The sequence below is a fragment of the Carboxylicivirga agarovorans genome, from assembly GCF_050589845.1.
Classification (GTDB): Bacteria; Bacteroidota; Bacteroidia; order Bacteroidales; family Marinilabiliaceae; genus Carboxylicivirga; species Carboxylicivirga agarovorans.
The window spans coordinates 1-25,870 of sequence record NZ_JBNGPA010000016.1 but is presented as its reverse complement, the minus strand read 5'-3'; the positions used below and the strand labels follow the sequence as shown (position 1 = coordinate 25,870).

Sequence of the window (25,870 nt, the reverse complement as noted above, 5' to 3'; positions counted from 1 at the left end):
TACAAAATTTTTAGTCTCTCAAAATCTATATCTTTGTAAATCCAACAAAAAATTAAGATGAATATTAAAGACAAGTCACAAATAGATTTATTTAAGACCAAAATACACAACAGTCAAAAGGTAATAATTGTTCCGCATAATAACCCTGATGGTGATGCATTGGGCTCTTCGTTAGGCCTTTATAATACACTTAAGAATATGGGTAAGGAAGTGACGGTTATAACACCGAATGAATTTCCTGACTTTTTAAACTGGATGCATGGTGTTGAGGATGTGATTATTTACGACAAGAATATAAAAAAAGCAAAGAAGCTGATCAGTGATAGTGAACTGGTGCTTTTTGTAGATTTCAATGCTCTGTCGCGCATTAAGCTGATGGGTGAGGTGTTTGAAAGTGATGAAACACCCCGTATCATGATTGATCACCATCCCTTTCCCGAAGCTAACACAGCCGATATTCAGATCAGTGTACCTGAGGCGTCTTCAACATGTGAGTTATTATTTCATGTTTTGAACGAAGCTGGTTTTAAAGAATATATAACCAGAGAGGCAGCAGAATGTATTTATGCTGGTATAATGACAGATACCGGATCTCTCAATTATAACTCAAGCAGACCTGAAACTTATCTGATTGTTGCGGAGTTATTACGAATGGGTATCGACAAAGAACATATCCATCATATGATATTCCATAATAACTCCTTTGACCGTATGCGCCTGCTGGGGCATGCCTTGGGTGAAAAGATGGAGCGTATACCTGATCAAAATGCTGCCTTTATTTCATTGAGCCAGGATGAGTTAAAGCAATTTAATTTCAAGCCGGGCGATACCGAAGGGTTTGTTAATCAGGCTTTGTGGATTGAAGGTGTTAATCTGTCGGCCTTATTCACTGAGAAAAAGGATCTGGTGAAAATCTCTTTTCGCTCCCGCGGTGGTTTTCCGGCCAATAAATTTAGCGAGACATATTTCAACGGAGGTGGACATTTTAATGCTGCCGGCGGTGAGTCAAAATTAACGCTTGATGAAACAGTAAAGCGATTTAAGACGGTATTAAAGGAATTTTGTGAAGCCAATGAATTCAATTAAAACAATAGCACTAAGCATTCTTCTGGCATTGGTTTTATTGTCTTGCGGACAGAAGCCACAGGAAAAGAAACGTGTTACAAAGGACATGCTTCTGGAAATGAATAAAAAACTGGTTGGTGCAGAATCGGAAATCATTGAAAAATACATTGAGGATAAAGGCCTGCAGATGGAGACCTCTAAAACAGGTTATTATTACTCCGTAAGCAATGCATCATCAGGTGACACCATACGCATTAACGACCATGTTATTCTGGCCTATACCACCAGTCTGCTCGATGGAACCATTTGTTATTCATCGGCAACCGAAGGCTTAATGAATTTTACGGTTGGTAAAGCCCAGGTGGAAGCAGGCCTGGAGCAGTTTGTCCAGCAACTGGGCCCCGGGTCAATAGCCAAACTTATCCTTCCGCCGTATCTTGCACATGGAGTAGCCGGCGATGGTAATAAAATACCTAAACTAGCCATCCTGGTAATGGATATAGAAGTTGTTGAAGTGCACCGTGTGCCTGCTGAATAACTAAAATGATTTGAAGATTAAGCAAAAATGATTTTCTTTGTGCTTTCGTCGAAAAGACAAAAAATGAAATAATGGATAGAAGAAAGACTTTCAACCTGACTATACTTTGCGCGATTGCATTATTTATCAGCTTCGCCGCCTGTGATGACAATAACAATTACTTTAATGTTCAAGAGGCTATTGAAGCAGAACAGGAATTGTTGGATCGCTATTATAACGAAGAAATGGATAATGGCATGAGTCGACTGGATTCGACGACCGCAGTGGTACTCGATACTATCGATAATCGATTTCAATCAGGTTTGATGTTGTATCATACTCACATTGGTGAAGGAGATTCAATAGGAGCCTATCGAACAGTTGGTTTTAGATATAAGCGATATCAGATCGCCATTGACACAACCGATAATGCTGACAAAACAGTTGAAGTGTTGATGGAGAGTAATGAATTCTCTATTTCACCCTTTACATTCACAACCTATCCGGTTGGTGGTTCACCTGTTGCCGGAACAAGTGTTTTTCCCGGTATAAACGAAGCCATTTTGGAAATGCGCTTATTTGGAAAAGCGAAGGTTGTTTTACCATCTTCAATTGCTGATGGTCAGTATTCGCCACATATTTTTGAATTGGAAGTAACCACTGTAAGACGATAAGACTACAAATACAATATTCTATAAACCACCTTCATATGCGAGGGTGGTTTTTTTGTTTTAAAGCTCGCCTGTAATTTAAAACAAGTTTTTATTAGTGTATTTTTTATGTCATTTGTCAGATTTGAACTTATTAATGTTATCTTGCTTTCCGTTTTGAATATATGTTTTTGCTAACTCAACATGGTTGATCTGCAGCCGAAAACAATAAAACGAAACTAAAATTGTCTTTTTAATTATTTTATACACAAACTAAAATGGGAGATAGGTCATTATCTCTGAGAATTAACGAATCAAAATTATGAATCAGCAGAAGAATTATGCATTGCCGATTTTTATGATGTTCTTACTATTTGGTATGATATCATTTGTGACGAATCTGGCAGCACCGATGGGTGTGGTTGTAAAGGAGCAGTTTCAGGCTTCTAACTTTTTAGGAATGTTGGGTAACTTCGCCAACTTTTTAGCTTATGCTTTCATGGGTATCCCTGGTGGTAAACTATTGGAAAAGGTAGGTTATAAGAAAACAGCATTATTAGCAATTGTTTTAGGATTTGTTGGTGTTGGTATTCAGTTCTTTTCAGGTGTTGCCGAAAGCTTTTTCGTATACCTGTTAGGAGCATTTGTAGCTGGTTTCTCAATGTGTTTATTAAACATTGTGGTAAACCCAATGTTGAACACCCTTGGTGGAGCCGGTAAAAAAGGTAACCAGTTAATTCAGGTTGGAGCAACCTTCAACTCTTTAATGGGAACACTAGTGCCATTGCTGGTAGGTATGTTAGTAGGTGAAGTAACAAAAAACACTTCCATTAAAGATGTTAATCCGGTGATGTTCATTGCAATGGGAATCTTTGCAACGGTTGGATTAGTTCTTTACTTTGTTAATATTCCTGAGCCTCACATGAATAAAGGCGAGGAAGTTAAAGAAAAATCAAACTACAGTGCATGGTCGTTCCGTCACTTTGTTTTAGGAGCCATCGCCATTGGTATTTATGTAGGTGTTGAAGTAGGTGTTCCGGGAACTTTATTCTTCTTCCTTGCTGATGCAACTGCAGGTGGTGTAGGTGCGGCAACTGCAGGTACAGTTGTGGCAACATATTGGTTGTTGATGCTTGTAGGTCGTTTTGTAGGTGCTTCTATTGGCGGAAAAGTATCAAGTAAAACCATGTTGATCGTTGCTTCTGCTGTAGGTGCTGTTTTGGCATTGATGGCTATTATTGCTCCAACATCAACAACTGTTTCTATACCTGTATTCCAGAGTACGTCGGCAGGTTTATCATTCGGATTGGCCAGTGTGCCAATTAATGCAATGTTCCTGGTGTTGATCGGACTTTGTACCTCAGTAATGTGGGGTGGTATCTTCAACCTTGCGGTTGAAGGTTTAGGTCGCTTTACGGCTGCTGCTTCAGGTATTTTCATGACAATGGTAGTAGGTGGTGGAATTTTACCACTTATTCAAAATGCCGTTGCCGATGGTATGGGTTATATGGTTTCATACTGGGTGCCATTCTTAGGTTTAGTATTCTTGTTATACTATGCTTTAATCGGTAGCAAGAATGTAAATACGGATATTCCTGTAGAGTAATTGTAGAAAATATAGTAATTTACACCATGACTTTCTGTGATTCAGAGAGTCATGGTTGTATATAAGAACATAACAATTTAAAAACTAATCATATGAAAAAAGTATCTGTTGGCGTGGATATAGGTGGTACTAATACTGCCATTGGTGTTGTTGATGAGTTAGGACATGTTTTAACGAAAGATAGTATTTCAACACCTTCGCATGGAGATATCAATGTATATATAGATGATTTGGCTACGGCAATTAATAAGTTAATTACCAATGCCAAGTTTATGAATGAGGAAATCGAAATTGTGGGTATTGGTGTAGGTGCCCCTAATGGTAACTATTACAGTGGTACTATTGAATTTGCTCCAAACTTATCATTCAAGGGTGTTGTTCCTGTGGTTCGTCTGTTGCGAGGTCATTTCCCAAATATTGAGGCTATTGCATTAACAAACGATGCCAATGCGGCTGCGATTGGTGAAATGATTTATGGTGGTGCCAAAGGCATGAAAAACTTCGTCATGTATACACTTGGTACTGGTGTTGGTAGTGGAGTGGTTGTTAATGGCGACCTTGTGTATGGACACGATGGCTTTGCAGGCGAGTGCGGACACACTACCTTGGTTCCGGGCGGTCGTTTATGCGGTTGTGGTGCCAATGGTCACCTTGAGGCTTATTGTTCTGCACCGGGTATGAAGCGTACAGCCTTTGAGTTGTTGGCCAAGTACAATGCTGTTGACAGCCCGTTGGCTAACCACACATACAATGATCTGACTTCTAAAATGATTTATGACGCGGCAGTTGCCGGTGATAAAGTAGCATTGGAGGTTTTTGAATTGACAGGTAAGTACTTAGGCCAGGGTATAGCTGATACTATTCACCACTTAAGTCCTGAAGCTATCTTCTTATTTGGTGGTCCAATGGCGGCTGGCGACTTAATTTTAAAGCCAACCAAAGAAAGTATTGAGAACCATGTGTTGCCAATATTCAGGGATAAAATTAAGCTATTGCCATCACAGCTTGATGCTGGTGATGCTGCTATCGTAGGAGCAAGTGCGCTGGCATGGAAAGAGCTTGAAAAGTAAAATAAATAAACATAATAAAACTGCTTTCATTTGTTTTGAGAGCAGTTTTTTTTATGCCTGCACTTTATATATGCCGTTTGACAATAAACCTTGACTTCAGCGCGTTTAACTTCATTAAATTTTATCGCAATTTTCTTTCTCAAACAAAATTATGACTTGCCAATCAACTTTTTAGCTCAATCTCATGCGTTAAAATAAAAACGAATTCAGTTTTTATTTTAACTTCGTGGGGCAATTTTTAAAAAACTATGAGTAAAAAGAACGATATATATAAGGGAGCCATGGAGCTTTTTGTGGAAAAAGGCTTTGCTGCTTCAGTCAATGAACTAATTGAACGAATTGGTATTGCAAAAGGAACTTTATACCACCATATCAGTAATAAGGAGCAATTAATAATAGATATATACAAACAACTGATGTTTGAGGTTGAAGAGCAGTGTGTCAACGTTCTGACTGAAGATCAGAAAGAAAATACCAAGCAGGTGTTTAGTGGCATTGTGAAGTGGTTTATTACGCATCCGGTCAAGTTCTATTATATCAATATCTTCGAATCCAGTCCTTACATGAAGTTGCACTTTGAACTGGTGGAAGATACCAAAGAAGGACCACGTCGTTTTATTATGCAGAAGGTGAACATGGGAATTTTGAAAGCCTATAAAACGGATATGATCGCTTTCTTTGATTTTGCTTTTACCCGTGCAACAGCTAACTATTTTTTATCGCTGCCTAAACCCTTAAAAAGTTTCTCTGAAGAGTTTGATGCTGCCTTTGATATGTATTGGGATGGGGTGGCTAAAAAGCAGGCAGCAAGCGTCAGTGGCTGAATTGCCTGATGTTTTGAGTTTTTGAATAAATACCCACACATAGTACTTGTTGATAACTTCTTAAAAAATGTTAATTACTTCTTGGGATAATTTTAGTCTATTCCTAAGAATTAACAGATTTTTAACATTTAGAAAACCGACCTATTGGTCTAGTTTTCCATCTTTGCAGAAAATTTATTAATAATCTATAATTGGAAACAGTATTTATTTACTAACCAAACACATCAAAATGAAAAAACATGTTTTAACAGCGTTATGCTGTTCTTTAATGATGTTAAATGTTACGGCGCTTTTCGCACAGGGCAAAGTAACAGGTAAACTTATTGATAGTGATACCAATGAAGCCTTAATTGGTGCCGCTATTTACCTGAAGAGTAATAACTCTATAGGTACAGTTACAAATTTGGATGGAGGATTTGAACTTGAACTGCCTAATAGAGAAGCAACATTAATGTTCAGTTACCTGGGGTATCTGGACTTGGAGAAAGATGTACTTGTAAACGGGGAACTTGATCTTGGTGAGATTAAACTTAAAACAGCCTCTGTAGGTATTGTTGAAGTATCAGTTGTTGCATCGATTGCAAAGGATCGTGAAACACCGGTAGCGATGTCTTCGATCAAACCACAATTAATTGAAGAGAAATTAGGAACACAGGAATATCCTGAGATTTTGAAATCTACTCCATCTGTTTATGCTACAAAACAAGGTGGTGGTTACGGTGATAGCCGTATTTACCTGAGGGGATTTGATTCAAACAACATTGGTGTGTTAATTAATGGAGTGCCGGTAAACGACATGGAAAGTGGAAAAGTGTACTGGTCTAACTGGGCAGGCTTATCTGATGTTACTCAAACAATGCAGGTGCAGCGTGGTTTAGGAGCTTCAAAGCTGGCATTATCATCAGTGGGAGGTACAATAAATATTATTACCAAATCAACCGATGCTGTTAAAGGAGGATCTTTTTATACAGGAGTTGGTAATGATGGTTATTCAAAACAAGCCTTGACTTTCTCAACCGGATTGCTTGAAAATGGCTGGGCGGTAACAGCTTCAGGTTCGCGTACAGTTGGTGATGGTTATATTCAGGCAACTAACTTTGAAGGATGGTCATACTTTCTTAATATTTCAAAGATCATTAATGAGAAGCATCGTGTTTCTTTAACTGCTTTTGGTGCTCCACAGTGGCACAATCAAAGAGGAAATCAACATTTAATTGAAGATTACCGCGCTCATAGGGAAGAAGACAGATGGAACTCTGACTTTGGATATCGTAACGGTAAAATCTATAACGGTGCCTACGCGTATAACTACTATCATAAACCACAAATCTCATTAAACCATTATTGGAATATTGATAACAATACAATGTTGGCAACTTCAGTGTATTTGTCAAAATCTCAAGGTGGCGGACGACGTATATATGGTGAAAATGATGACTGGTTGAAAATCAATTATGATGATGGTAGGCCGACAGAAGAAACAAAATTAACACCAGAAGGTTATTTGGATTTCGATTATGTGATCAATGAAAACGCCAATGCTGAAAACGGATCAACAGCTGTTGTTGCCAATAGTATTAACTCTCACGATTGGTATGGTATTCTATCTACTTTGACTAAGAACATGGGAGCATTGACTGTTACTGGTGGTATTGATGGTAGATACTACAAAGGTTATCACACTTATGAAATTGATGATCTGTTAGGTGGAAGTTATATGCTTGACGATAGTAATGTCAACAGAGATGAAACAACCAGATTAAAAGTTGGTGATAAAGTAAACTACTATAACCTTGGTGAAGTGTTATGGGGGGGAGTATTCTTACAAGGTGAATACAAAACCGACCGTTACTCCGCATTCTTGTCAGTGTCGGGTGCGCAAAACAGCTACAGAAGAACTGATTATTTCCAATATACTCCTGAAGAAGGTCAGGTAACAGATTGGTTATCATTCTATACTTATACAGTAAAAGGTGGTGCTAACTTAAATATCAATGAGAAAAACAATGTTTTTGTCAATGCGGGTTACATTACTAGAGCTCCTTATTTTAGAAACGCTTTCTTAGGCTATACTAATGATTTCAATGAGGACGCTAAAAATGAGAAGATCATGACTGGTGAATTAGGTTATGGTTTCAGAAGCAGTACTTTAAATGTAAAGGCTAACGTTTACTATACCTTATGGCAAGACAAAGGTTTGGTTAAGTCATTCGGTGATCTGACAGCAAATATTCCTGGTATCAATGCTCAGCATTATGGTGTTGAAATTGAAGCTAAATATCGTCCTGTCAGAGGTTTAAATATCGGAGCGATGTTGTCGGTAGGAGACTGGCGCTGGACAGATAATGTAAAATTTGAAGCATACGATGAAGATCAGAGTCTGATAGGGACCTTCAATGCATATATTGAGGATGTTCACGTTGGTAACTCAGCCCAAACAACAGCTTGGTTAGGTGTTGACTATGAAGTGCTTCCTAAATTAAAAATTGGTGCTGATTTAAACTTCTTCGGAGATAACTACTCAGACTTTGATCCAACAAACAGAACAAATCCTGAAGATCAGGTTGATGCATGGCAGTTACCTGATGCTACTATCTTAGATGTAAACTCAAATTACAAGTTTAAGATTGGTAGTTTGGATGCTACTCTTTATGGTAGAGTGCATAACTTGTTAAACACAGAGTATATTACAGATGCAACTGATGGTAACAAGCATGATGTTCATACTGCAACTGTGTATTATGGATTTGGTACAACATGGTCGGCAGGCCTAAAGGTTAAGTTTTAATTGTAACATATTAAAGATTAAACAGTATCCTTAAAAAATATTGAAATGAAAAAGATATTAAAATATATACCTGTTCTGTTGGTGCTTCTTTATGCATGTGATCCAATGGATGATGTCTATACTGACTTAGACAAAGCAAGAGAGCCATATAATGAGGCTGTTGAATTTATGATGACGGCTGATGACTATAAGACTGTTAGTAAACAAGCATTAAAAGATGCAACAAATGCTGAGGATACAGCCTATGCAAAGGCTGTAGAGTCAGATATGTCTTTTAACCAAAAGTATACTGATTTAGACTATATGAAGTATGTGCTGCATGCCAACTATATTGCATTAGGGAAAAACTCGGTTGCAAACGTTGAATATAATTCAATGGATAAACCAGAAGACTTGATGGTTTTGGAAGGAGCAGAGCAATACAGATTATCTAAGGATGATTATGCCCTTGTTGAGGAAGGTGTAGTGGCTGCAGGAGAAGGATTTTATCCAGGTTACGAAGCTGAAACATACCTGCCGGCTATTTTAGCTGCAGGAATTGAGAGCCCTGAAGAAGGAGATATCGTTCGTGCAAATTACAAATACTATTTTGAAGAGCCACAGATTGGTTATAAAGCTGTATTCACTGAAACTTTTGACGATGAAACCTTAGGTGAGTTTACTTCATTCAATATTGCAGGTGAAGATCTGTGGTTTGCCGGAGAACGTTACGGTGATTTTGTAGCTGAAGCCAGTGGTTATGGTAAAGGTGCATGCGAAGACTGGTTAGTGTCTTCAGAAATTGACTTGTCTGATTCGGAAGGAGTTACTTTCCAGATCAACCAATACGTTAACTATTTGACATCATGGGATGATATTGCAATTCTGATTTCAACAGATTACAGTGGTGATGTTAATGCTGCAACCTGGGAAGAAATTGTGGTAACAACGAAGCCAGAAGGTACAAATCATGATTATGTTTTATCTGAAATGGTTGACATCTCGGCTTATGAAGGACAAACTTGTTTTATCGCATTTAAATATGTTTGTTCAGCTGATGCCGCTTTGCGTTGGAGATTAAATGATATTAACGTATTTGAGAAAGGTATTTCAGGCGAATATGATACGCGCGAGATATTTTATGAGTACAATGGTGGAGAATGGACTGTATTAGATGACAGTCAAATTATTTCATATTCTGAATATGAAATGTTTGGTTCTCCTGGTAAATACCATAATTTCAGTACTTCTGATGAACCTGAAAATTATTTACCAACTTACTTACAAAGTAAATATCCTTATGCTCAGGAAGGTGATGTTCAGTTTGTAGGTTATAAGTATTACTACAGCGGCAGCACAGGATTCAAAGTTAGTAAGTATATGTTTACTGAAGGAATGTGGTCTTCAGAATCAAGCGGACCATTTGTAACCGTTACAAACCAGTTTGTACACAATGGAACAACATGGGTTTTTGATCCAACTATTGCATTTACAATGGGTAAATCAGATTATCAATTAGTTGTAGACTATGTAAGAGATAATATCAGTGAAGATTATGCCCCATATTCTGATGGTGAATATTACTATGGTGCCAGCGGCAGATATACTAACTTCGATCTAAGAATTAAGAACCGTACCAAGTATGATATCCCTACCGGAATAGAAGGTAAAACTTTTGAAGATCTATCAGAAGAGGAAGCTTTAGAAGTTATTTGGGATCGTTTGCCAGAAGGTATTATCGAGATGTTAAAAGCTAAATATCCGGAAGCGACAACTCAGGTTGGTGGAGTAGATGTATATTATGAAGTAGAGTTTAAGACCTACGAAAATGATTTATCGTCTAATTTCTATACTTATAAGTTTAAGTGCACCAAGTCAGGACCAAATCCTGAATTTGATTTCATAGAAGATATAACACCTGAAAACTAATTTTTACTCTAAATAAAAAAGGAGTCTCTGCCTACCTGGTAGGGACTTTTTTTTACCTAAACCGCATGCTATGTTTAGAAACTTTACACCAAAAAAATTACTTTCCATAATACTGTTTTGTGGATTATCTACATTATTATTCGCTCAGGAGCCACCAAGCGATATCAACGGGGAGGAGTTAAAGCTATGGCTAAAAACTAACTGGTATAATGGTAAACATACCGAGCTTGGTTATTCAACAGCCCGACTTAAAATGTATCAGACCATTGATAATACAGATAACACAATAACTTGTGTGTATTCTGGCTATGAAAAATCCTGGTCGTCAAGCAATACAAGTACAAACCCGCAACCAATAAACTGTGAGCATACCGTACCACAAAGTTTTTTTGGTTCGGCCGAACCAATGAAATCGGATATTCACCACTTATTTCCAACCTATGGAAACTGGAACTCCGTTCGATCAAATCACCCATTTGCAGAAATAAATGATGATCAAACGACCAATTGGATGTATTTGGCAACTTCCTCGTCAACTATACCAACTAGCGATATCGACTTTTACAGCGAGTATGCAAGTTCTCAATTCGAACCTCGTGAAGACCATAAGGGTAATTGTGCAAGAGCCGTATTTTATTTCTATACGATGTATGCATCTACAGTTGGTGATATTTCAACCGTCGGTAACCTGGAAACCTTGTACCAGTGGCACCTTGCAGACCCTGTGGATGCTGAAGAGATTAAGCGTAACGACGATATAGAAACTTTTCAGGGAAACAGAAACCCTTATATAGATTATCCGGAACTTGTAGAACGGGCATTTGTAAACTTTTCATCGGGTCCTCTGGCACCAAGTGCTTCTATTCAGGCCAATGAGTCAGAAATTACATTGTCATGGACCAACGTAGCCAATGAAACAGGCTATAAGATCTACAGGTCAACCGATAATGTTAATTATTCGATAGTTGAAACTCCTCTGGCAGATGTGCTGCAATATGTTGATCAATCTGTTGTTGAAGGTACAAACTATTATTACTATGTCATTGCGTTCAACGATGATGGTAACAGTGCTGCTAGTAATATTGTAAGTGCTACCCTTGTCAGTGCCGGAGGCGGCGGTTCTAATGAGTTATTCTTTTCAGAGTATGTTGAAGGTTCGAGCTACGATAAAGCTGTTGAAATAGCTAATTATACTGGTGATGCTGTTAACTTGTCTGCCTATTCTATTATGAAGCAAACCAACGGAGCAGGCGAATGGAAAGATGAACTAACGCTTTCCGGCAGCCTGGCCAATGGAAGTGTATATGTTGTGTGTCATAATGATGCCAGCGCAACAATAAAAGCTGTTGCCGATTATGTGGTGCCTTCCAGTTACTGGACAATATCATTTAATGGAAATGACCCGGTTGGCCTATTTAAAAATGGTAGCCTGATCGATGTTATTGGAACTTTTAATAGTACTGCTAAGTTTGGCGAAAACGTTACATTGATCCGTAAAGCATCTGTAACTGGTCCAAACACCACTTTTAGCATGAGTGAGTGGGATAGTAAGTCGAGTGGAACAATTTCCAATTTAGGACTCCATACGATCAATTCTCCAACGGATATCGATGACGAATTAACAAGCCTTGATTTTGGCCTAAAAGTATATCCGATCCCTGCAGAGAATCAGATCACAATTGAATTGGTGGAGGCAGAGAGATTGAATGAATATACTGTTTCAATTGTTGAACTTTCGGGTAAAGTAGTTTATTCTAAAGCTCACAATGCAATGAATGATGGTAGTAAAACAGAAGTAAACGTATCGGCCTACAGTAAAGGAATTTATTTTGTTACTGTTCAAACAGGGGCATTTGTTACCAATAAAAAGATAGTCATTCAATAAGTAAGATTGATGGCACAATAAAAAAGGCTGCTTCATTCGAGGCAGCCTTTTCTTATATTATTCTCAGACTCGTTTAAAACTTCTCATCGTATTTGGTCCAAAGATCATCGCCCAACTGCCAGGCTGTATTAACAACACGATTACCCCAATTAATGGTGTAGCGGGTTAAATGAGCTATCGTTTGCTTTTTACCCATGCTCATGGCTGCCAGTTCAGTTTCTTTCTGCTTCGCAAATATTTCTTTTTGCAATGGTAATAGTACCTTATCCACATCGTGACGAGCATCATTCCACCTTAGTCCTGCCAATGTACTCATGCGGTTAAATGCCCACCAGGCAGATTTGCGGCTAAATCCATTACGTCCCGGAGCCTTATAGGATTCAGGTAAATCACTTACACTGCAATAGATTGGGATATAAACCGAGGTGGCAATATTATCTTGTGCCATCCATACCAAACCGCCAATTTCATCAGGCAGCCAATCGCGGCTTTGAGTAATGGTGCCATACATGGTGTACCAACGGGCAATGGTGCGTTCGCCCAATTTGCCCCAACCGCCATGTATATTGTGAAGGTCGTATTTATCGTAAGGCATAAACGGATTGGCATATGGATGAGGGATGGTATCGCCTTCTTCTGTCACTTTTTTCAGGTGGCCAACCATATCATATGGCGTGTGTTCGTAATAATCCTTAAACACCTCGATCATTTTCTCCAGTGTCACCTTATCATCGGGTTTAACCGAGAACGGATAATCTGTCGCTTCAGGATCCAGGTCCAACGAAGGAGCCATCATGCTTAGAGCACGCCATTCGCGACGACGAGCTGCCATTGACTCACGTCCTTCAGGTGCATAAGCGTAAGCAAATTTAAAAGCTTCTTCTTCAGGATTCCACCAGGCACTGTCCCTGGCTAAGTCAAACAGGTTATCGGAGTACAGGAAGTTATTGGCATCAGCAGTGTCCACCTCTAAAATACGAGCGGCATTGGCGTTGACACTAACATGGTTGTCGGGCACACGTTGTGCGACCCAAATGGCACCTGTTTTTCCTTTTCCAGGGCCAACTATTTCAAGATGCCAAACCTCTTTTTTATCAGCAATGGTCAGGCACTCACCCCAGTCTCTGTAGCCATACTCTTTCGTTAGTTCATCTGTTAATAGAATGGCTTCGCGAGCTGTGGTGCATCGTTCAAGCATCAATTGTATCAAACGCTGACAATCAATTAAACCTTCTTCAGAAACCAGTGATTCGCGACCACCAAAAGTTGATTCACCAATGGCAAGCTGTTTGGTATTCATACAAGGATAGGCCGAGTTGATATAGCCATAGGTATTACGAACCTGAGGAATACTGCCCACAGGTGTATGTTTGTATGCCGGCATTTTACGCGTGTCATCTTTTTCACGTGAATACATGGTTACCTTATCACGTCTTCCGTGTTTACCGGCCGGAATAATATTCATCCATGATCGTGTACGGTGGCTGTCATCGGTGTGGGAGGTCATCACCGAGCCATCAAAACTGGCTTGTTTTCCTACGGTAATGGTTGTACATCCTTCTGGTACGCCGCCTTCCCAGTCGGCCTTAATTTGAGCGGTCAGCCACTGTGTTGTTCCTATCAGCATCAGGGCAAAAGCTATTCTAATATTCATTGGCAATTTTTTTTCGAGATGTACAAAAATATAAAAATGAATGAGGTCATAGCTTGATTTAAGGTCTTTTATCATTTCGAATAGTTGTGACAGGATTATTACCTTATCAAAATTCTACTTCGCAATGCTACTATGTTTCAACAAAAAAAAGATGTTTACAGGTTTTGTATATAACATAATGCGCTACACCTCTTTATTTTTCGGGTTTCTTCCCCTTAAAATTTGTTCCTTTTAACCAAAAGCCTGAAAGGTACTGTCCAAGGGGCATACAGGGGTTCGCTTCGGATCAACCTCGCTGCCGGCGAGGTTGATCCGAAGCTGACCCGAACAAATACCGAAGAAGCCTCGAAGAAATACCGAAGCCAATTGGGGGTGAAATCATGGTAAAATAGTGTACTGGATTGAATAAAACAGGAGCTAATTGAATAAATTATATTAAACAAAGGGTGGCTATCGGGAGTCGAATTGTCTTACTGTCGAGCTGATAAATTGTTCAAACTAGCTCCAGGAATAGTGAAGCAGCATCATGGATCATTGTGTAGTGACAGTCAATGTCCTGAAGCCGCTGGTAGCCTTAACCACCTGCCATCAGCCCTGACGGGCTTGAACTGTAACTAGTATGCTGGTATTGCAGAATTTAAGGTTTAGGGCTAAGCTCTGAGTTGTTCAGAAAGACCTTAAGGTTTTCAAAACCTTTGGTCTGGTACCTGATTGAAGACTTGTTAACTGATAAACTCTTGAATCTTCGAATTGTAAATTGTCTAATTGTTGAAATCGATCTATTGCACCCTTAAGCCATGTACCCCTGAACGATTCAAATTTCATATTATAAATTTATATTGATAAGCTGTCTGAGCCAGGAATTCAATGCGACTCAGTTTAGTAGTAAACAAATAAGTCCGCAGCATCACTTGGATGTCTAAAAAAATATAGCTTTTTTTATGATGAGTAAAGAATTCATGTCGGACCTTATCTGCAAAGAGTCGAAGAGTATCCCGCTCATTTATTCCGGGATTCAGGTGTTGAGTGTATTGATAACAGAAGAAGCAGAAAGACATAGTGTGTAGCAGTGATACAGACAAATTAGAATAAAGCTTACCCACAACTGTGGCTAGATAAAGCGTATGGCGATTTAACGAACCAAACCTACCAAAACTCTAGTGAGCCAAATCTTTTATTTGTTTTTATTTTTCACTTCTAAAGCCAATTGAAAATCATGAACACCTATAGAAACAAACACTTTGTTCATAAATCAAAGATTTGGCGTTGATTGATAGTGCTGAGCTACTTCAAATTAAAACGAACCCCTTTTGCGTTATTGCAGCGTGTTGTGCCTATATGCTTTTATTCTTTATTTTATAATCTAATGACTCCATTAATCAGGATAGCAAGACTAAATAAAGCAAATAGAGCATAGGCTATAAGTATTAAATGATATCTGAATTTCGTTTTGTTTAGTACTACTGATGTACTGGGATTTTCAGGATCGAAATAGACTGGGATTTGTTGCTGGGGTTTATTGTTATCTACAAAATCTTGTAATTTCCCAATCCAACTTTGACTATTTTCTTCATCTAGATATCTACTATTCGAAGTATATATTATACCATTAACTTGGTACGTGTATTTAAAGTCAAGTTGATACATTTTCGTATTCTCTTTGTCCTTATAACTAGTAACCCTGGAACTTAAAATTATCCCATCTGTTGTTGGCCAATATCTACATGCCTTAGCTTTTTTTACATTTATAAATGCGTTTTTAATAAGTCTTGATAATGTTAAAATAGCAAGTAGTCCAGTAAAAATATTGGAATATGGGCTATTAATTATTTCTAAAACTCTATCCATACTATCTTAAAACTAAAATAATACCCACATAGCATTAGGCACAACGGTTTGTGCATGATGCGGTAGCAGATTTTCGGTACTGATTGTCCGTTCGGAAGGACAGACAATCGAGGCGGGAATCTGCCCACCCAAAGCACACTGCTGCCTGCTATGCATTATGTGCGGCATGTTGGCAGTAGTATTTTATACATTATTTGAGTGATAATCCACAACTTCCTCCTTAATTATCTCAGAAGTCAATTCCTTAAACTCATTTTTATAATTATTTCTTTCGCATTTCTCAATCACGAATTTAGATGTTAGCTCCCAATTCGTCCAGGTATATTTTTCAATATTAACGACCTTTTTCTTGTTTGAATATAAAGCGACTTGTCCTGGAGAGGCTTTATAAGTTATCTGGTCAATATGAAAGGATTTAGTCTTTTTTGTATAAAATGTGAATAATAAAGAGTTATTCTCTTCATCAATTTCAACTGAAATAACTTTGTTCTTAAATTTTAATATTAGAATATAAAATGTTACCAAAGTTATAATTGAAAGCAGACCCAACCACGAAAATATTGGAAACCATAATATTCCTATGACGCCAAGTATTCCTACTGCTTGATAAGTGAAATTGAGTCGTTTTAGGTTTTTAAAATTGGAGTTGATTGAAGTCATATTTGAAATTTAATATTAATAATCTGTTACGTTATGTGCGTCTATAATACTGTCAACTGTTGGCCGTATGGCGTCGTGAGGTATTTTAACCTTACAGACTTTCCAAGTTGAGCTGAGCCAAAGCGTTGTATCTGTTTTAATTTTTCATTTTAAGCCAATTGAAAATCATGAACTCCAAAAGAAACAAACCCTTTGTTCATAAATCAGCGATTTGGCGTTGGTTGCCGAAATCAAGGACTTACCAAAAAGCTACGACTCCCGAATGGGCTATTGCAGCGTGTTGGTAACCGTTATTTATCTTGTTCTAGTTTCTCAATTCGTTCTTCAATCTTCTTCAATTCTTTTAATAAAGAGTCTTTCTTATTTAGGTCACCTTCTGTAATCTCGATTAGGTCTTTACCAATTGTCATAAATGTATTTACAATACTCGAATCTTCAATAATTCCTTGCTGTATTTCAGTCAATACAATCGGTTCAATGTCTGGTTTTTCGTTAATACCAATTGCTTTAGTTCCAAAAATATTCTGTGAGAACAAAACAAATTCAACCTTCTCAGGTAGTGTTATTTCTTTTGAAATACCAATATCAACTAGTAAACTTCCGTCTTGTGTAATTTCAACTTTGTCAACATTACCAATTTTAACTCCTTTAAACAGCACATCTGCATCAACTGAGAGTCCATGCAATTCTTCAAATTCTATAGTAATAGTTTGTTTGGGCGTACAAGATGAAATACCAAGTACTAAAAGTGCTAAAAATATTTTTAGGTTATTCATTATTAGTCTGGGATTTTAATGGTTAACGGTTTGGCCATATGAAGTGACCCGGTTTGCGTATGGTATATTCGCTTTCTTGTTTTTGCCAAAGCTGGCGCGGGAGCCGAACTACCAAATCCCACCAAAGCCAGGGCTACTTAATGATGGCTTGTTAGCGGGCGTATTTTTTCATTTTATCTTGACTAAATTCAAAATAATAACTCCCCAAAAAACTATAAGGCTTTCCATCCCAATAGTATGTTCCCCAATTAGGAATTAAGCGGATAATTCTTTCAACCTCATTATCTATTTCATAGCCACCACTAGACTCAAAATCCAATTTCTCAAGACTACCTGATTCATTAGCTTCAATATAAATCGACGCACCTAGTAATGATTTATTATTAGGATCAAGAATGCTCCAATCGAAATTCTTATAAACAAAATCCTCAACTTTATCTTCATTGATGGAAAACTCAATATCCTTTGCATCAAATTTCTTTATTTCTTCAAGTTCTCCATTATTAAATTTTAAGAGCCTTTCCTTTTCATATACTATGTAGAACATACAATGCAAGTATCTTCCATATCCTCCTATAAATTCTCCGGAGTACCAATCCGCTTTTAAACACCCATTTTCAAACTTCCTATCTAGTATCTTTTCAACTCTTCTATTTATTTTCTTTCCTGTAAAATGACTATAAATATTTTGTAAGTACAAAGTATTATCGATGATTATCCATTCTGCTATAAATCCATTCCAACATCCAGAACTTATGCCTTCCTCTTTTTCTCTTATTTTTTGGTAGACATCTGGAAGACTTTCAAATGGTGACTTATTCAGATATAGAGTGTCTGAATTCCAAATTAAGATATCTGTTTCTTGCAAGGTTGCAAAACTACTTATTTGTATTACAGAAGTAAAAACTAATACTACTACTATTGATTTCATTCTTTTAACTCTAATGAATATTTTGGTATACCATTGGTAAATTGATGTGTTCGTTAAGATACAACGGTAAATTGTATGAGTAGTGGCAGATTGCGTGACACTTACCTGTCAAACCGCTACGCAGTTTGAGTGGGCTACAAGCCTTGATATTTAACACTTTACCTGCCATTACTTATACAAAATGTTATAGGGCGTTTTTATTCATTTTCCAATATTGAAGCTTCCCAACCAATTATGGCTTTCTTTCTTGTCGGATTCCAATGATAGCCTCCAAATTTTCCTGATTTTTGAATTACTCTATGGCATGGAATCAGGTATGCTATCGGATTGTTTCCTATTGCAGTTCCCACTGCTCTCGATGCTTTTGGATGCTGAATCGCTTCTGCTATTTCTCCATAAGTAGAGAGATTTCCATAAGGAATGGATAACAATGCTTCCCAAACTTTCAATTGAAATTTTGTTCCTTTCAAATGTAATTTTATTTCATTTAGATTAGTCCAGTCGTTACGGAAAATAAACAAAGCGTCTTGTTGAAATTTATCTACTTTTTGATTGAATATTGCATTCGGGAAAATAGCTTGTAACTCCTCGAATGCTAATACATTATTCTCGCTAAATGCCATATGGCAGATTCCTTTGTTGGTGGCTGCTACTATGATTTCGCCAAAAGGAGTTTCTGCAAAACTATAATTGATTATCAGGCTTGAACCACCGTATTTATATTCTCCAGGAGTCATGCCCTCTATTGTTACAAACATGTCGTGAAGCCTTCCTGTTCCAGATAAACCCATTTCAAAAGCAGTGTCAAATAGATTGCTTTCTTTTTTCCTTAGCAAACTCTTTGCATAATTTGAGCTGATAAATTTCAAGTATTTTTTTGGACTAATTCCTACCCATTCCTTGAATAGACGCTGAAAATGAAAAGGACTTAAGTTAACATGCTCAGCTATTGCGTCTAAAGATGGCTGTCCTTTATGGTTATCATCTATAAAAGCAATAGCCTCTGCAATTTTATTATATTGGTATGTTTTATTGTCCAACATAGGATGTTACTTCATCATTTAGTTCATCAACCAATTCATCGATTTCCTTTTCAGTAGTGTTATAGTTTGTAATACAAGCCCTAAAAGTAGGTATTCCATTTATAGGATAAACAGATAACCATGATTTACCTTTTGCCAAAATCTTATCCAATATTTCTTTCGGGAAATTTGAATCTGTTTCAAATTCAGATTTTGCAAAGCATACAACTGGCAAATCTGTATTATTTTTGATTTTCCAACCATTTTCTATCAGCTGATTTTTTAAATATTACCCCATCTTTGCCTGATGATTTATGGTTTGTTCATATCCCTGCCAACCATAGAATAGTAGAGAAAGATATACTTTTAAACCAATGAATCTTCTCGACCATTGAATAGAATGTGTAAAGGGTTCAGTAATCGTGAGTTTATCAGCTTCCTTTGGCATGTATTCCGTTGTAATTCTGAACGTTTTTCCGAGAATATCATTTCTCGATGTCAAAAATATACTTGTTCCCATTGGTACCGACATCCATTTATGAGCATCAAAAGTAATAGAATCAGACTTTTCGATACCTATTAATTGGTGCTTCAAATCCTGACTTAAAATTGCTCCTCCTCCATAAGCTGCATCGACATGAAACCAAATGTTGTTCTTTTTGCAAATGGAACTTAGCTGATTCAATTCGTCAATTGTACCTGTCCCAGTAGTTCCAGCAGTTCCAATAATCATTAATGGCGCATAAATTGATGAGTCAAGTTCATTTAGTTTTTGCTGTAAAATCTCCGTATCCAGTTTTAATTCATCTGTAATTGGAATTGATTTTACAAGATTATATCCAATCCCAACAACTTTTGCGGCTTTTTGAATAGAGTGATGAGCCTCTGCTGAACAAAATACAACAGGTTTTTTGTCTAAACCAAATACTCCATCCTTAGCAAAATTTTGGTATTTATGGTTCAAAGCACAGAGCATTGCTGTAAGATTGGCTTCAGCTCCTCCTGTTGTGAAAACACCATCTGCATTTTTATCGTATCCAAATTTATTTGCAAATTCCCTAATTATTAACTCCTCTACTTCAACGGCAAAAGGGGCATGGCTCCAAGCAGCTAATTGAGGGTTATAGGTAGCTGTGATTAGGTCAGCGATAATTCCTGCATAATTAGAACGTGGATTGAACAGACCAAAATATTTAGGATGTGGTGTATGAACACTAAAGGCTTCAAGTCCATTTGTTACGTGTTGGATAGCTTTATCTGGTTTGATTCCATTAACTAATTCAGTGGTAAGAAGCGATTCTCTAATTTCATTAATATTCAAATCGGGATTGGTTCGAAAATCTTTTGTTGAGCTATAATAGCTCTCCAACTTTTCAAATACTATTTCGAGTATTTCTTTTCTCTGTTTATTGTCAAAATCAAATTGCATATTAATTCCTTTTAAATGTTTTGACAAAATTCTTAATTCTCAAAACGTAATGAAACCCGATTCTTGCGGTTTTTCAAATGCCCTATAACGGTGGCTGCATGGCGCTGTAGCAGATTTGCGTTGAGATTGTCCGTCCGAGAGGACGAGACTATCGAGGCGGGAATCTGTAGTACCAAAACCCACCGAATTGCTATGCGCTATGTACGGCGTGTTGTGCGTTTGTACTTTTTCCTCTTTAAAATTAGTTTAATATCAATAAAAAAATATCCAATTCCGAATATAAGTCCCGCAATACCAGCACTTACACCTTTAGCACTTGCAGGTTCGGAAATTGACTTTAAACTTATTAAGACAATAAAAAGCAAGAAAGGATAGATTAATAGTCTTTTAATCGTCTTTTGTGTTGTCCATTCTTTCTGTGGAATCAAATAGTCTTTGTTCTCCTCTTTATTGTTTAAAACATCTTTTAAATGCTTCACAAAAGTCTGGATATTGTCTTTGTCCCAAGTGGAAATAAATGGCACAGACCGCTTTCTAGGGTCTGAAACACTATTAATTAAAAAGCCTTTTTCGATTGGTATTATTGTAATAAGATTACCCCCATAATAATTGAATGGGTCACCTGAATATGCTTGTAAATATTTTTCATTTGTTTTTTCAATCTTCCATTCCAGTTCATTAGTTGTCCTGAATAGAGAATTCTTTAAATGTTCAATATTGCAATTTGCCTTAAATTCTTTAAATCGAAGTCTTTTTCTCTGTATTAGATAAGCGATTATTGAAACAATGCCGAAAATCCATATTCCAAATCCATATATGCTTTCTGGCTCATTATATATCATTAGCCCCATTGGGAATAATGGAATCAGCACTATAAAGTAATGTTGAAACGCTTGACTTGGTGATAAAACAAGTCGCTTAGTTTTTAGTATTTTATCTATTTGATTATGGGTTCTCATTTAAATCAATTTATTATTCACGCAGACTATATTGTAAAGGATGTCCCTTAAACGTACCTGCATTACACACAACGGTCCCGGTGCAGGGCGTCGTGAGGGATTTTATCCTTACAATCATTCCAAATTGAGCGGAGCCAAAGCGTTGTATTTGTTTTTAACTTTTCTTTTTAAGCCAATTGAAAATCATGAACTCCAAAAGAAACAAACCCTTTGTTCATAAATCAGCGATTTGGCGCTGGTTGCCGAAGCTAAAGACTTACCAAAATGCTACGAATCCCTAATACGCTATGCAGTGTGTTGGCGGTATGTGCTTTATTCACAATTATACTTCTTTCTCTTAATCAAATAATATTCTCTTTCTTCCCCATACATATTTGTCGGTCTAAAATCACTTCTTGGAAGTTCTTGACCCAGTTCTTCCTCTATTTTTCCTCTAATAGAATCTGTAAAAACTGGCATTTGAAGCTTCAAAATGGTGTCACAGAGAAAGTACTTTTGAAATGAATTTAAACTGTCCTGATAAAAAAGATATAAAGTGTCTGATTTGAAGTTCCATATTCCTTCGGACTTATTTATTATTTGTTCATTTCTTCTTTCAATAATAAATGTTGAATCACATTGAATAAATAAATACTCAGAAGAAAGTCCATATATTGAAAAGTTTGATTGAAATTCACCCTCGATCTGTGAGTAAATGTTTGAACTAGAATAAAGTGTTCCGAGAAATAAAAGTATGTATTTTAATTTCAGAACATTATAGAATAGATATCTAATCCGTTTATTCAAACTTTTCTGCACGTCGTGAATTTTTTTTAAGTCTGCATTTTATTCTTTCAACCAGGACTTGTCCTTGTCGTTTTTATTTAATGTCAAGTTTATGATTTTTGCTTGCATGTTCGTAAAGGCACATGGTTTACAAAAGTTAAACATTAGGGTTTACACTATATTTTGACTCAGCCTTATTGATGTTTCTTTATTTCTAATGTTTTTTTCGTCAAAGTATCCTAAAAATACGTTTCTGTAAAACACTCTCCAAATTCCGTTACCCATTTCCATTACACCAACATATTTACCCTTCAGTGATGCTGTCAAATATACCCAGTGATAGGCACCCCATCTCATCGCTCCGTTCTGGGTAACTTTGAGTACTTTCATTTTTAAATCATAGTCAAAATCAGGTATTCGTTCAGGAAATGGTCGTGTGGAAAAATCATGCACTGAAGCTGGTGTTTCCATATCCAAGGCTTCATGCGGACGTACATGATTATACTCTTTTACAAATGCGTTGAGTCGGCGTTGCTGTGTCCGCAGATTAGCTGATGCGGGCTTAGCGCATGCCGCCTTTAGATCGAGATGCATGCGCTCGTGTCTGCCATTCTGCTCTGGATGAGCCGGGTCTGAAAATACCGGCTCAATACCGAGTTCGATAAACCAATATGAAAGCCTGGTAAATCGTTGAATGGCCGCCACTGAACCAAATGGACTACCATTATCTGTATGTATTTGTTTGGGTATGGCATACGTTCTAAAAACCTTTGTAAATGTAGCTTTTGCTGACTTTAAATTTTCATGGTAATGACCTTTAGCTACAAAAAGAAATCGGCTTTTTGAGTCGGCTATTGTTAAAGGATGACAGTAGATCTTATTACCCATTTTGAACTTGCCTTTGTAATCAGCACTCCATACTTCATTGCATTCTTTGGGGTCAAAGATTGGGTAAATTGGTTTAACTCTTCTAACTCGCTTTTGCGGCTTAACGAAGCCATGATTTCGTAGAATATTATGCACAGTTACAACACTTGGAATATCTTTTTCAGGACAATCGTTAAACAACAATTTCTTTATCTTTTTAGCTCCCCAAAGTTTATGTTTTCTCTTCAAATCAAGGATTCTTTTCACAATATAATCCTTGGTTTGATTAGGGTGTTTTTTGGGGGGGGTAGTCTTGTCAATTAAGCCTTCAATACCAAAAGTCTCATAACGATGTATTAATTTGTATGCAGTTGGCCTGGATATTTCAAAGGCCTTACAAAGTTCTGTGATGCTATACTTTTGTGTTCGCCATTCACAGATAAATTCCATTTTCTGTTCCATAATCGTCGTTTCTTTCCAAGGCATAACAATCTGATTTTTCAATCAAATTTCGTCCTAAAAAGTGTAAACGATGTCCCTTTAACTTTGTAAAGGATGTCCCTTTAACGTACCTAATGGGTGGCAACGGTTTATCCATATGAAGTGGCCCGATTGGCGTGTGGTATATTCGCTTTCTCAATTTTACTGCTGCTCGCGCGGGTGCTACACTTTCAAATCTCGCCAATGCTTGGGCTACTTTATGATGGCTTGTTATGGGTATTTTTATTCATCTTCTAGATATATTTTTAGTCTTAAACTTCTAGAGTATTGATCAATATGCAAATATAACTCAGCAATTACACCTTCATCTGTTGCCCACTCTGTTTTAATCCCTTTTTTATTTTCTAAAATATTACTCGGTAGACCAAGAGTTTTATTCAAGAATTTTTTAATAAACTCATGTTTAGTTCTAAAATCACTTTCAATGTTATAATAGTCTCTGGATTGCCATCCTTCTATCCATTTTTGTCGCCATTTGAAAACTACAAATTTTATGTTTCTTTCCTTTTTTGTATAGAAATAAGCTACTTCCCTTTCTAAATAAGGGCATTCTGTTATTTCGAAAACTAATGGTTCAGCAATTTTTCTACGCTTAATATAGGTGCCAATTAATCTATTATTACTGTCTATAATATTAAGTGCATCGCCCCATCCCCAGGCAGATGTAGGAATAGACTTAATGGAATCTTCATACTCTTTAATTCTAGCAATTCCTTTCGCTTTTTGCTTAGAAACTAGATCTAATATTAAAGTTAACTGTTCATTTAAAAGAATATTCCCTCTCTCAATATCATAGTCACTTTTGCATATAGTATCAATTTTCTCCTGTTCCAATTGATATTCTTTGATTTCAGCCTTACTAAACTCTACGAATTTTAATGAATAAATATTATGTGGCCACATTTCAATTGATGGTATATTTGGATACAATTGAATTGTTGAAGTCTTCTTGTATTTCTCTTTGCCTTTTGTATCAATTAATATGGAATAGTCTATAGGAAATTCATGACCGCTTTTTATTAATAATAATGTACTATTTGTGTTTCCAAACTTACCAAATCCAAAAATTCCTTGAATTTCATTATTCTTCAAAGAGTCATCGAGTAGTTTTCGTGCAGAACTCGTTTCAAGTTCACTATTAAAAATCTCTGTGGAAATAACTTTATAAGAATATTTAGAAGAATCTAATTCTATTAACTCAAGTCTAAATTTAGTATTCAATTTAATAGCTTCCAAATTCTCAATTCTCTGTGACATTGAAAACTGTGAAATCATTAGAAGATTAAATATCAGTGTAAAAACTCTCATGATGTGGATTTGATTATTACCCATAACGTTTGGCTGCATGGCGTCGTGAGGGAATTTACCCTTACAATCTTTCCAAGTTGAGCGGAGCCAAAAGCGGTGTATTTGTTTTTAACTTTTTGTTTCTAAAGCCAAATCACCGATTTGGCGCTGGTAGCCTAAGCTTTGAACCGCCCAAAATGCTCCGAGTCCCGAATGCGCTATGGCAGCGTGTTAGCACCAGTTTTTTCAATTATATAATCTTGATAATCTATAATTCTATCAAGTTGCCACTGGGATGTTTCACCATTACGTTTATTCGTTGTCGTATAGTAAATAATTCCAAGCTTACTTCCATATATAGATTCACCTACAATTTCAAATGAACTATTGACACTAGCAAAAAACTTGTGTTTATTCGTTATTTCAAAGTTGTCTTTATATCTGATGCAGTTAATGTTCTTACCATTATAGTCAAAGACTAATGTCGTATCAAAAACAGAAGTGTTAACTAATTCCGTAATAATATCTTTACCAAATGCTTCTGAATACTTTATTGTCGATTTATGATTGTAATCCGTATTTAGCCAATCTTCAATCTTGCCTTTGTGTGCTTTTTCAATTTTGGTTTCTTTGTCTGGTATTATTTTATAACATTCACTCAGTATTGGATTGCCATTCACAATTTCAAAAATAGAAGAATCTCTAACGCTCTGTCCTAAACTGCATTTCAGTGTAGGTCTTCAGCTTAATTTGGACAGATTGGTATAAAAGTTAAGAGATGAATTCTTAATTTATCAACCAATAAAAGTTCAATAATGAAACAGAAGAAGCAAAGTGCCGAATCAAAGATTAAGGAGA

General features: G+C 36.8%; 22 protein-coding genes. 9 read left to right on the top strand and 13 right to left on the bottom strand.

Annotated features, from left to right (window positions below):
* Window positions 1-57 precede the first annotated feature (57 nt).
* From ACRD69_RS15345 to ACRD69_RS15305, 9 genes are all read left to right on the top strand, one after another.
* Window positions 58-1,086, top strand: a complete 1,029-nt coding sequence (locus tag ACRD69_RS15345) for a DHH family phosphoesterase (RefSeq protein WP_430815988.1) — start codon at window positions 58-60, stop codon at window positions 1,084-1,086.
* Window positions 1,073-1,603 carry an FKBP-type peptidyl-prolyl cis-trans isomerase gene (locus ACRD69_RS15340; protein ID WP_430815987.1) on the top strand — a complete coding sequence of 177 codons (531 nt, stop codon included), beginning with the start codon at window positions 1,073-1,075 and terminating at the stop codon, window positions 1,601-1,603. Before ACRD69_RS15345 ends, ACRD69_RS15340 begins: the two co-directional genes overlap by 14 nt.
* A 71-nt stretch (window positions 1,604-1,674) precedes the next feature.
* Window positions 1,675-2,256 carry an FKBP-type peptidyl-prolyl cis-trans isomerase gene (locus tag ACRD69_RS15335; protein WP_430815986.1) on the top strand — a complete coding sequence of 194 codons (582 nt, stop codon included), beginning with the start codon at window positions 1,675-1,677 and terminating at the stop codon, window positions 2,254-2,256.
* Between the two features lie 298 nt (window positions 2,257-2,554).
* Window positions 2,555-3,838, top strand: coding sequence for an MFS transporter (locus tag ACRD69_RS15330; protein ID WP_430815985.1), 1,284 nt, complete (start codon window positions 2,555-2,557; stop codon window positions 3,836-3,838).
* A 92-nt stretch (window positions 3,839-3,930) separates the two neighbouring features.
* Window positions 3,931-4,908 carry an ROK family protein gene (locus ACRD69_RS15325; protein WP_430815984.1) on the top strand — a complete coding sequence of 326 codons (978 nt, stop codon included), beginning with the start codon at window positions 3,931-3,933 and terminating at the stop codon, window positions 4,906-4,908.
* 248 nt (window positions 4,909-5,156) lie between these two features.
* Window positions 5,157-5,732: a TetR/AcrR family transcriptional regulator gene (locus tag ACRD69_RS15320; RefSeq protein WP_430815983.1), complete on the top strand. Its 576-nt coding sequence runs from the start codon at window positions 5,157-5,159 to the stop codon at window positions 5,730-5,732.
* Between the two features lie 229 nt (window positions 5,733-5,961).
* Complete coding sequence (locus tag ACRD69_RS15315) at window positions 5,962-8,520, top strand: TonB-dependent receptor (protein WP_430815982.1); 2,559 nt, start codon at window positions 5,962-5,964, stop codon at window positions 8,518-8,520.
* A gap of 45 nt (window positions 8,521-8,565) precedes the next feature.
* Complete coding sequence (locus ACRD69_RS15310; protein WP_430815981.1) at window positions 8,566-10,428, top strand: choice-of-anchor J domain-containing protein; 1,863 nt, start codon at window positions 8,566-8,568, stop codon at window positions 10,426-10,428.
* A 70-nt stretch (window positions 10,429-10,498) separates the two neighbouring features.
* The gene (locus ACRD69_RS15305; RefSeq protein WP_430815980.1) at window positions 10,499-12,313 is read left to right on the top strand and encodes an endonuclease; all 1,815 of its coding nucleotides are present in this window, start codon (window positions 10,499-10,501) and stop codon (window positions 12,311-12,313) included.
* A gap of 73 nt (window positions 12,314-12,386) precedes the next feature.
* On the opposite strand, the gene ACRD69_RS15300 is transcribed toward ACRD69_RS15305, so the two are convergent.
* The 13 genes from ACRD69_RS15300 to ACRD69_RS15240 form a co-directional block, all read right to left on the bottom strand.
* Window positions 12,387-13,967: a dipeptidase gene (locus ACRD69_RS15300; RefSeq protein ID WP_430815979.1), complete on the bottom strand. Its 1,581-nt coding sequence runs from the start codon at window positions 13,965-13,967 to the stop codon at window positions 12,387-12,389.
* Between the two features lie 1,356 nt (window positions 13,968-15,323).
* The gene (locus tag ACRD69_RS15295; protein ID WP_430815978.1) at window positions 15,324-15,815 is read right to left on the bottom strand and encodes a DUF3592 domain-containing protein; all 492 of its coding nucleotides are present in this window, start codon (window positions 15,813-15,815) and stop codon (window positions 15,324-15,326) included.
* Window positions 15,816-15,998: 183 nt separating this feature from the next.
* Window positions 15,999-16,475: a hypothetical protein gene (locus ACRD69_RS15290; RefSeq protein ID WP_430815977.1), complete on the bottom strand. Its 477-nt coding sequence runs from the start codon at window positions 16,473-16,475 to the stop codon at window positions 15,999-16,001.
* Window positions 16,476-16,765: 290 nt separating this feature from the next.
* Window positions 16,766-17,251: an MlaD family protein gene (locus tag ACRD69_RS15285; protein WP_430815976.1), complete on the bottom strand. Its 486-nt coding sequence runs from the start codon at window positions 17,249-17,251 to the stop codon at window positions 16,766-16,768.
* A 151-nt stretch (window positions 17,252-17,402) separates the two neighbouring features.
* Window positions 17,403-18,182 (bottom strand): hypothetical protein, encoded by a 780-nt coding sequence (locus ACRD69_RS15280; RefSeq protein ID WP_430815975.1) that lies wholly within the window; start codon window positions 18,180-18,182, stop codon window positions 17,403-17,405.
* Window positions 18,183-18,379: 197 nt separating this feature from the next.
* Window positions 18,380-19,225 carry a bifunctional helix-turn-helix domain-containing protein/methylated-DNA--[protein]-cysteine S-methyltransferase gene (locus ACRD69_RS15275; protein WP_430815974.1) on the bottom strand — a complete coding sequence of 282 codons (846 nt, stop codon included), beginning with the start codon at window positions 19,223-19,225 and terminating at the stop codon, window positions 18,380-18,382.
* Window positions 19,212-19,439 carry a hypothetical protein gene (locus tag ACRD69_RS15270; RefSeq protein ID WP_430815973.1) on the bottom strand — a complete coding sequence of 76 codons (228 nt, stop codon included), beginning with the start codon at window positions 19,437-19,439 and terminating at the stop codon, window positions 19,212-19,214. The genes ACRD69_RS15275 and ACRD69_RS15270 overlap by 14 nt, the downstream gene beginning before the upstream one ends.
* Window positions 19,440-19,493: 54 nt before the next feature.
* Window positions 19,494-20,633: a pyridoxal phosphate-dependent decarboxylase family protein gene (locus tag ACRD69_RS15265; RefSeq protein ID WP_430815972.1), complete on the bottom strand. Its 1,140-nt coding sequence runs from the start codon at window positions 20,631-20,633 to the stop codon at window positions 19,494-19,496.
* Window positions 20,634-20,830: 197 nt separating this feature from the next.
* The gene (locus ACRD69_RS15260) at window positions 20,831-21,592 is read right to left on the bottom strand and encodes a hypothetical protein (protein WP_430815971.1); all 762 of its coding nucleotides are present in this window, start codon (window positions 21,590-21,592) and stop codon (window positions 20,831-20,833) included.
* 312 nt (window positions 21,593-21,904) lie between these two features.
* Window positions 21,905-22,390, bottom strand: coding sequence for a hypothetical protein (locus tag ACRD69_RS15255; protein WP_430815970.1), 486 nt, complete (start codon window positions 22,388-22,390; stop codon window positions 21,905-21,907).
* A gap of 138 nt (window positions 22,391-22,528) precedes the next feature.
* The gene (locus tag ACRD69_RS15250; RefSeq protein ID WP_430815969.1) at window positions 22,529-23,710 is read right to left on the bottom strand and encodes an integrase core domain-containing protein; all 1,182 of its coding nucleotides are present in this window, start codon (window positions 23,708-23,710) and stop codon (window positions 22,529-22,531) included.
* A gap of 237 nt (window positions 23,711-23,947) precedes the next feature.
* Window positions 23,948-24,982, bottom strand: a complete 1,035-nt coding sequence (locus ACRD69_RS15245) for a hypothetical protein (RefSeq protein WP_430815968.1) — start codon at window positions 24,980-24,982, stop codon at window positions 23,948-23,950.
* A 248-nt stretch (window positions 24,983-25,230) separates the two neighbouring features.
* Window positions 25,231-25,692: a hypothetical protein gene (locus ACRD69_RS15240; protein ID WP_430815967.1), complete on the bottom strand. Its 462-nt coding sequence runs from the start codon at window positions 25,690-25,692 to the stop codon at window positions 25,231-25,233.
* Window positions 25,693-25,870: the final 178 nt, after the last annotated feature.

Bases quoted from the DNA above. Each gene is read 5' to 3' on its own strand.
- ACRD69_RS15345 (WP_430815988.1), top strand. From the start codon at position 58: ATGAATATTAAAGACAAGTCACAAATAGATTTATTTAAGACCAAAATA.
- ACRD69_RS15340 (WP_430815987.1), top strand. From the start codon at position 1,073: ATGAATTCAATTAAAACAATAGCACTAAGCATTCTTCTGGCATTGGTT.
- ACRD69_RS15335 (WP_430815986.1), top strand. From the start codon at position 1,675: ATGGATAGAAGAAAGACTTTCAACCTGACTATACTTTGCGCGATTGCA.
- ACRD69_RS15330 (WP_430815985.1), top strand. From the start codon at position 2,555: ATGAATCAGCAGAAGAATTATGCATTGCCGATTTTTATGATGTTCTTA.
- ACRD69_RS15325 (WP_430815984.1), top strand. From the start codon at position 3,931: ATGAAAAAAGTATCTGTTGGCGTGGATATAGGTGGTACTAATACTGCC.
- ACRD69_RS15320 (WP_430815983.1), top strand. From the start codon at position 5,157: ATGAGTAAAAAGAACGATATATATAAGGGAGCCATGGAGCTTTTTGTG.
- ACRD69_RS15315 (WP_430815982.1), top strand. From the start codon at position 5,962: ATGAAAAAACATGTTTTAACAGCGTTATGCTGTTCTTTAATGATGTTA.
- ACRD69_RS15310 (WP_430815981.1), top strand. From the start codon at position 8,566: ATGAAAAAGATATTAAAATATATACCTGTTCTGTTGGTGCTTCTTTAT.
- ACRD69_RS15305 (WP_430815980.1), top strand. From the start codon at position 10,499: ATGTTTAGAAACTTTACACCAAAAAAATTACTTTCCATAATACTGTTT.
- ACRD69_RS15300 (WP_430815979.1), bottom strand. From the start codon at position 13,967: ATGAATATTAGAATAGCTTTTGCCCTGATGCTGATAGGAACAACACAG.
- ACRD69_RS15295 (WP_430815978.1), bottom strand. From the start codon at position 15,815: ATGGATAGAGTTTTAGAAATAATTAATAGCCCATATTCCAATATTTTT.
- ACRD69_RS15290 (WP_430815977.1), bottom strand. From the start codon at position 16,475: ATGACTTCAATCAACTCCAATTTTAAAAACCTAAAACGACTCAATTTC.
- ACRD69_RS15285 (WP_430815976.1), bottom strand. From the start codon at position 17,251: ATGAATAACCTAAAAATATTTTTAGCACTTTTAGTACTTGGTATTTCA.
- ACRD69_RS15280 (WP_430815975.1), bottom strand. From the start codon at position 18,182: ATGAAATCAATAGTAGTAGTATTAGTTTTTACTTCTGTAATACAAATA.
- ACRD69_RS15275 (WP_430815974.1), bottom strand. From the start codon at position 19,225: ATGTTGGACAATAAAACATACCAATATAATAAAATTGCAGAGGCTATT.
- ACRD69_RS15265 (WP_430815972.1), bottom strand. From the start codon at position 20,633: ATGCAATTTGATTTTGACAATAAACAGAGAAAAGAAATACTCGAAATA.
- ACRD69_RS15260 (WP_430815971.1), bottom strand. From the start codon at position 21,592: ATGAGAACCCATAATCAAATAGATAAAATACTAAAAACTAAGCGACTT.
- ACRD69_RS15250 (WP_430815969.1), bottom strand. From the start codon at position 23,710: ATGCCTTGGAAAGAAACGACGATTATGGAACAGAAAATGGAATTTATC.
- ACRD69_RS15245 (WP_430815968.1), bottom strand. From the start codon at position 24,982: ATGTCACAGAGAATTGAGAATTTGGAAGCTATTAAATTGAATACTAAA.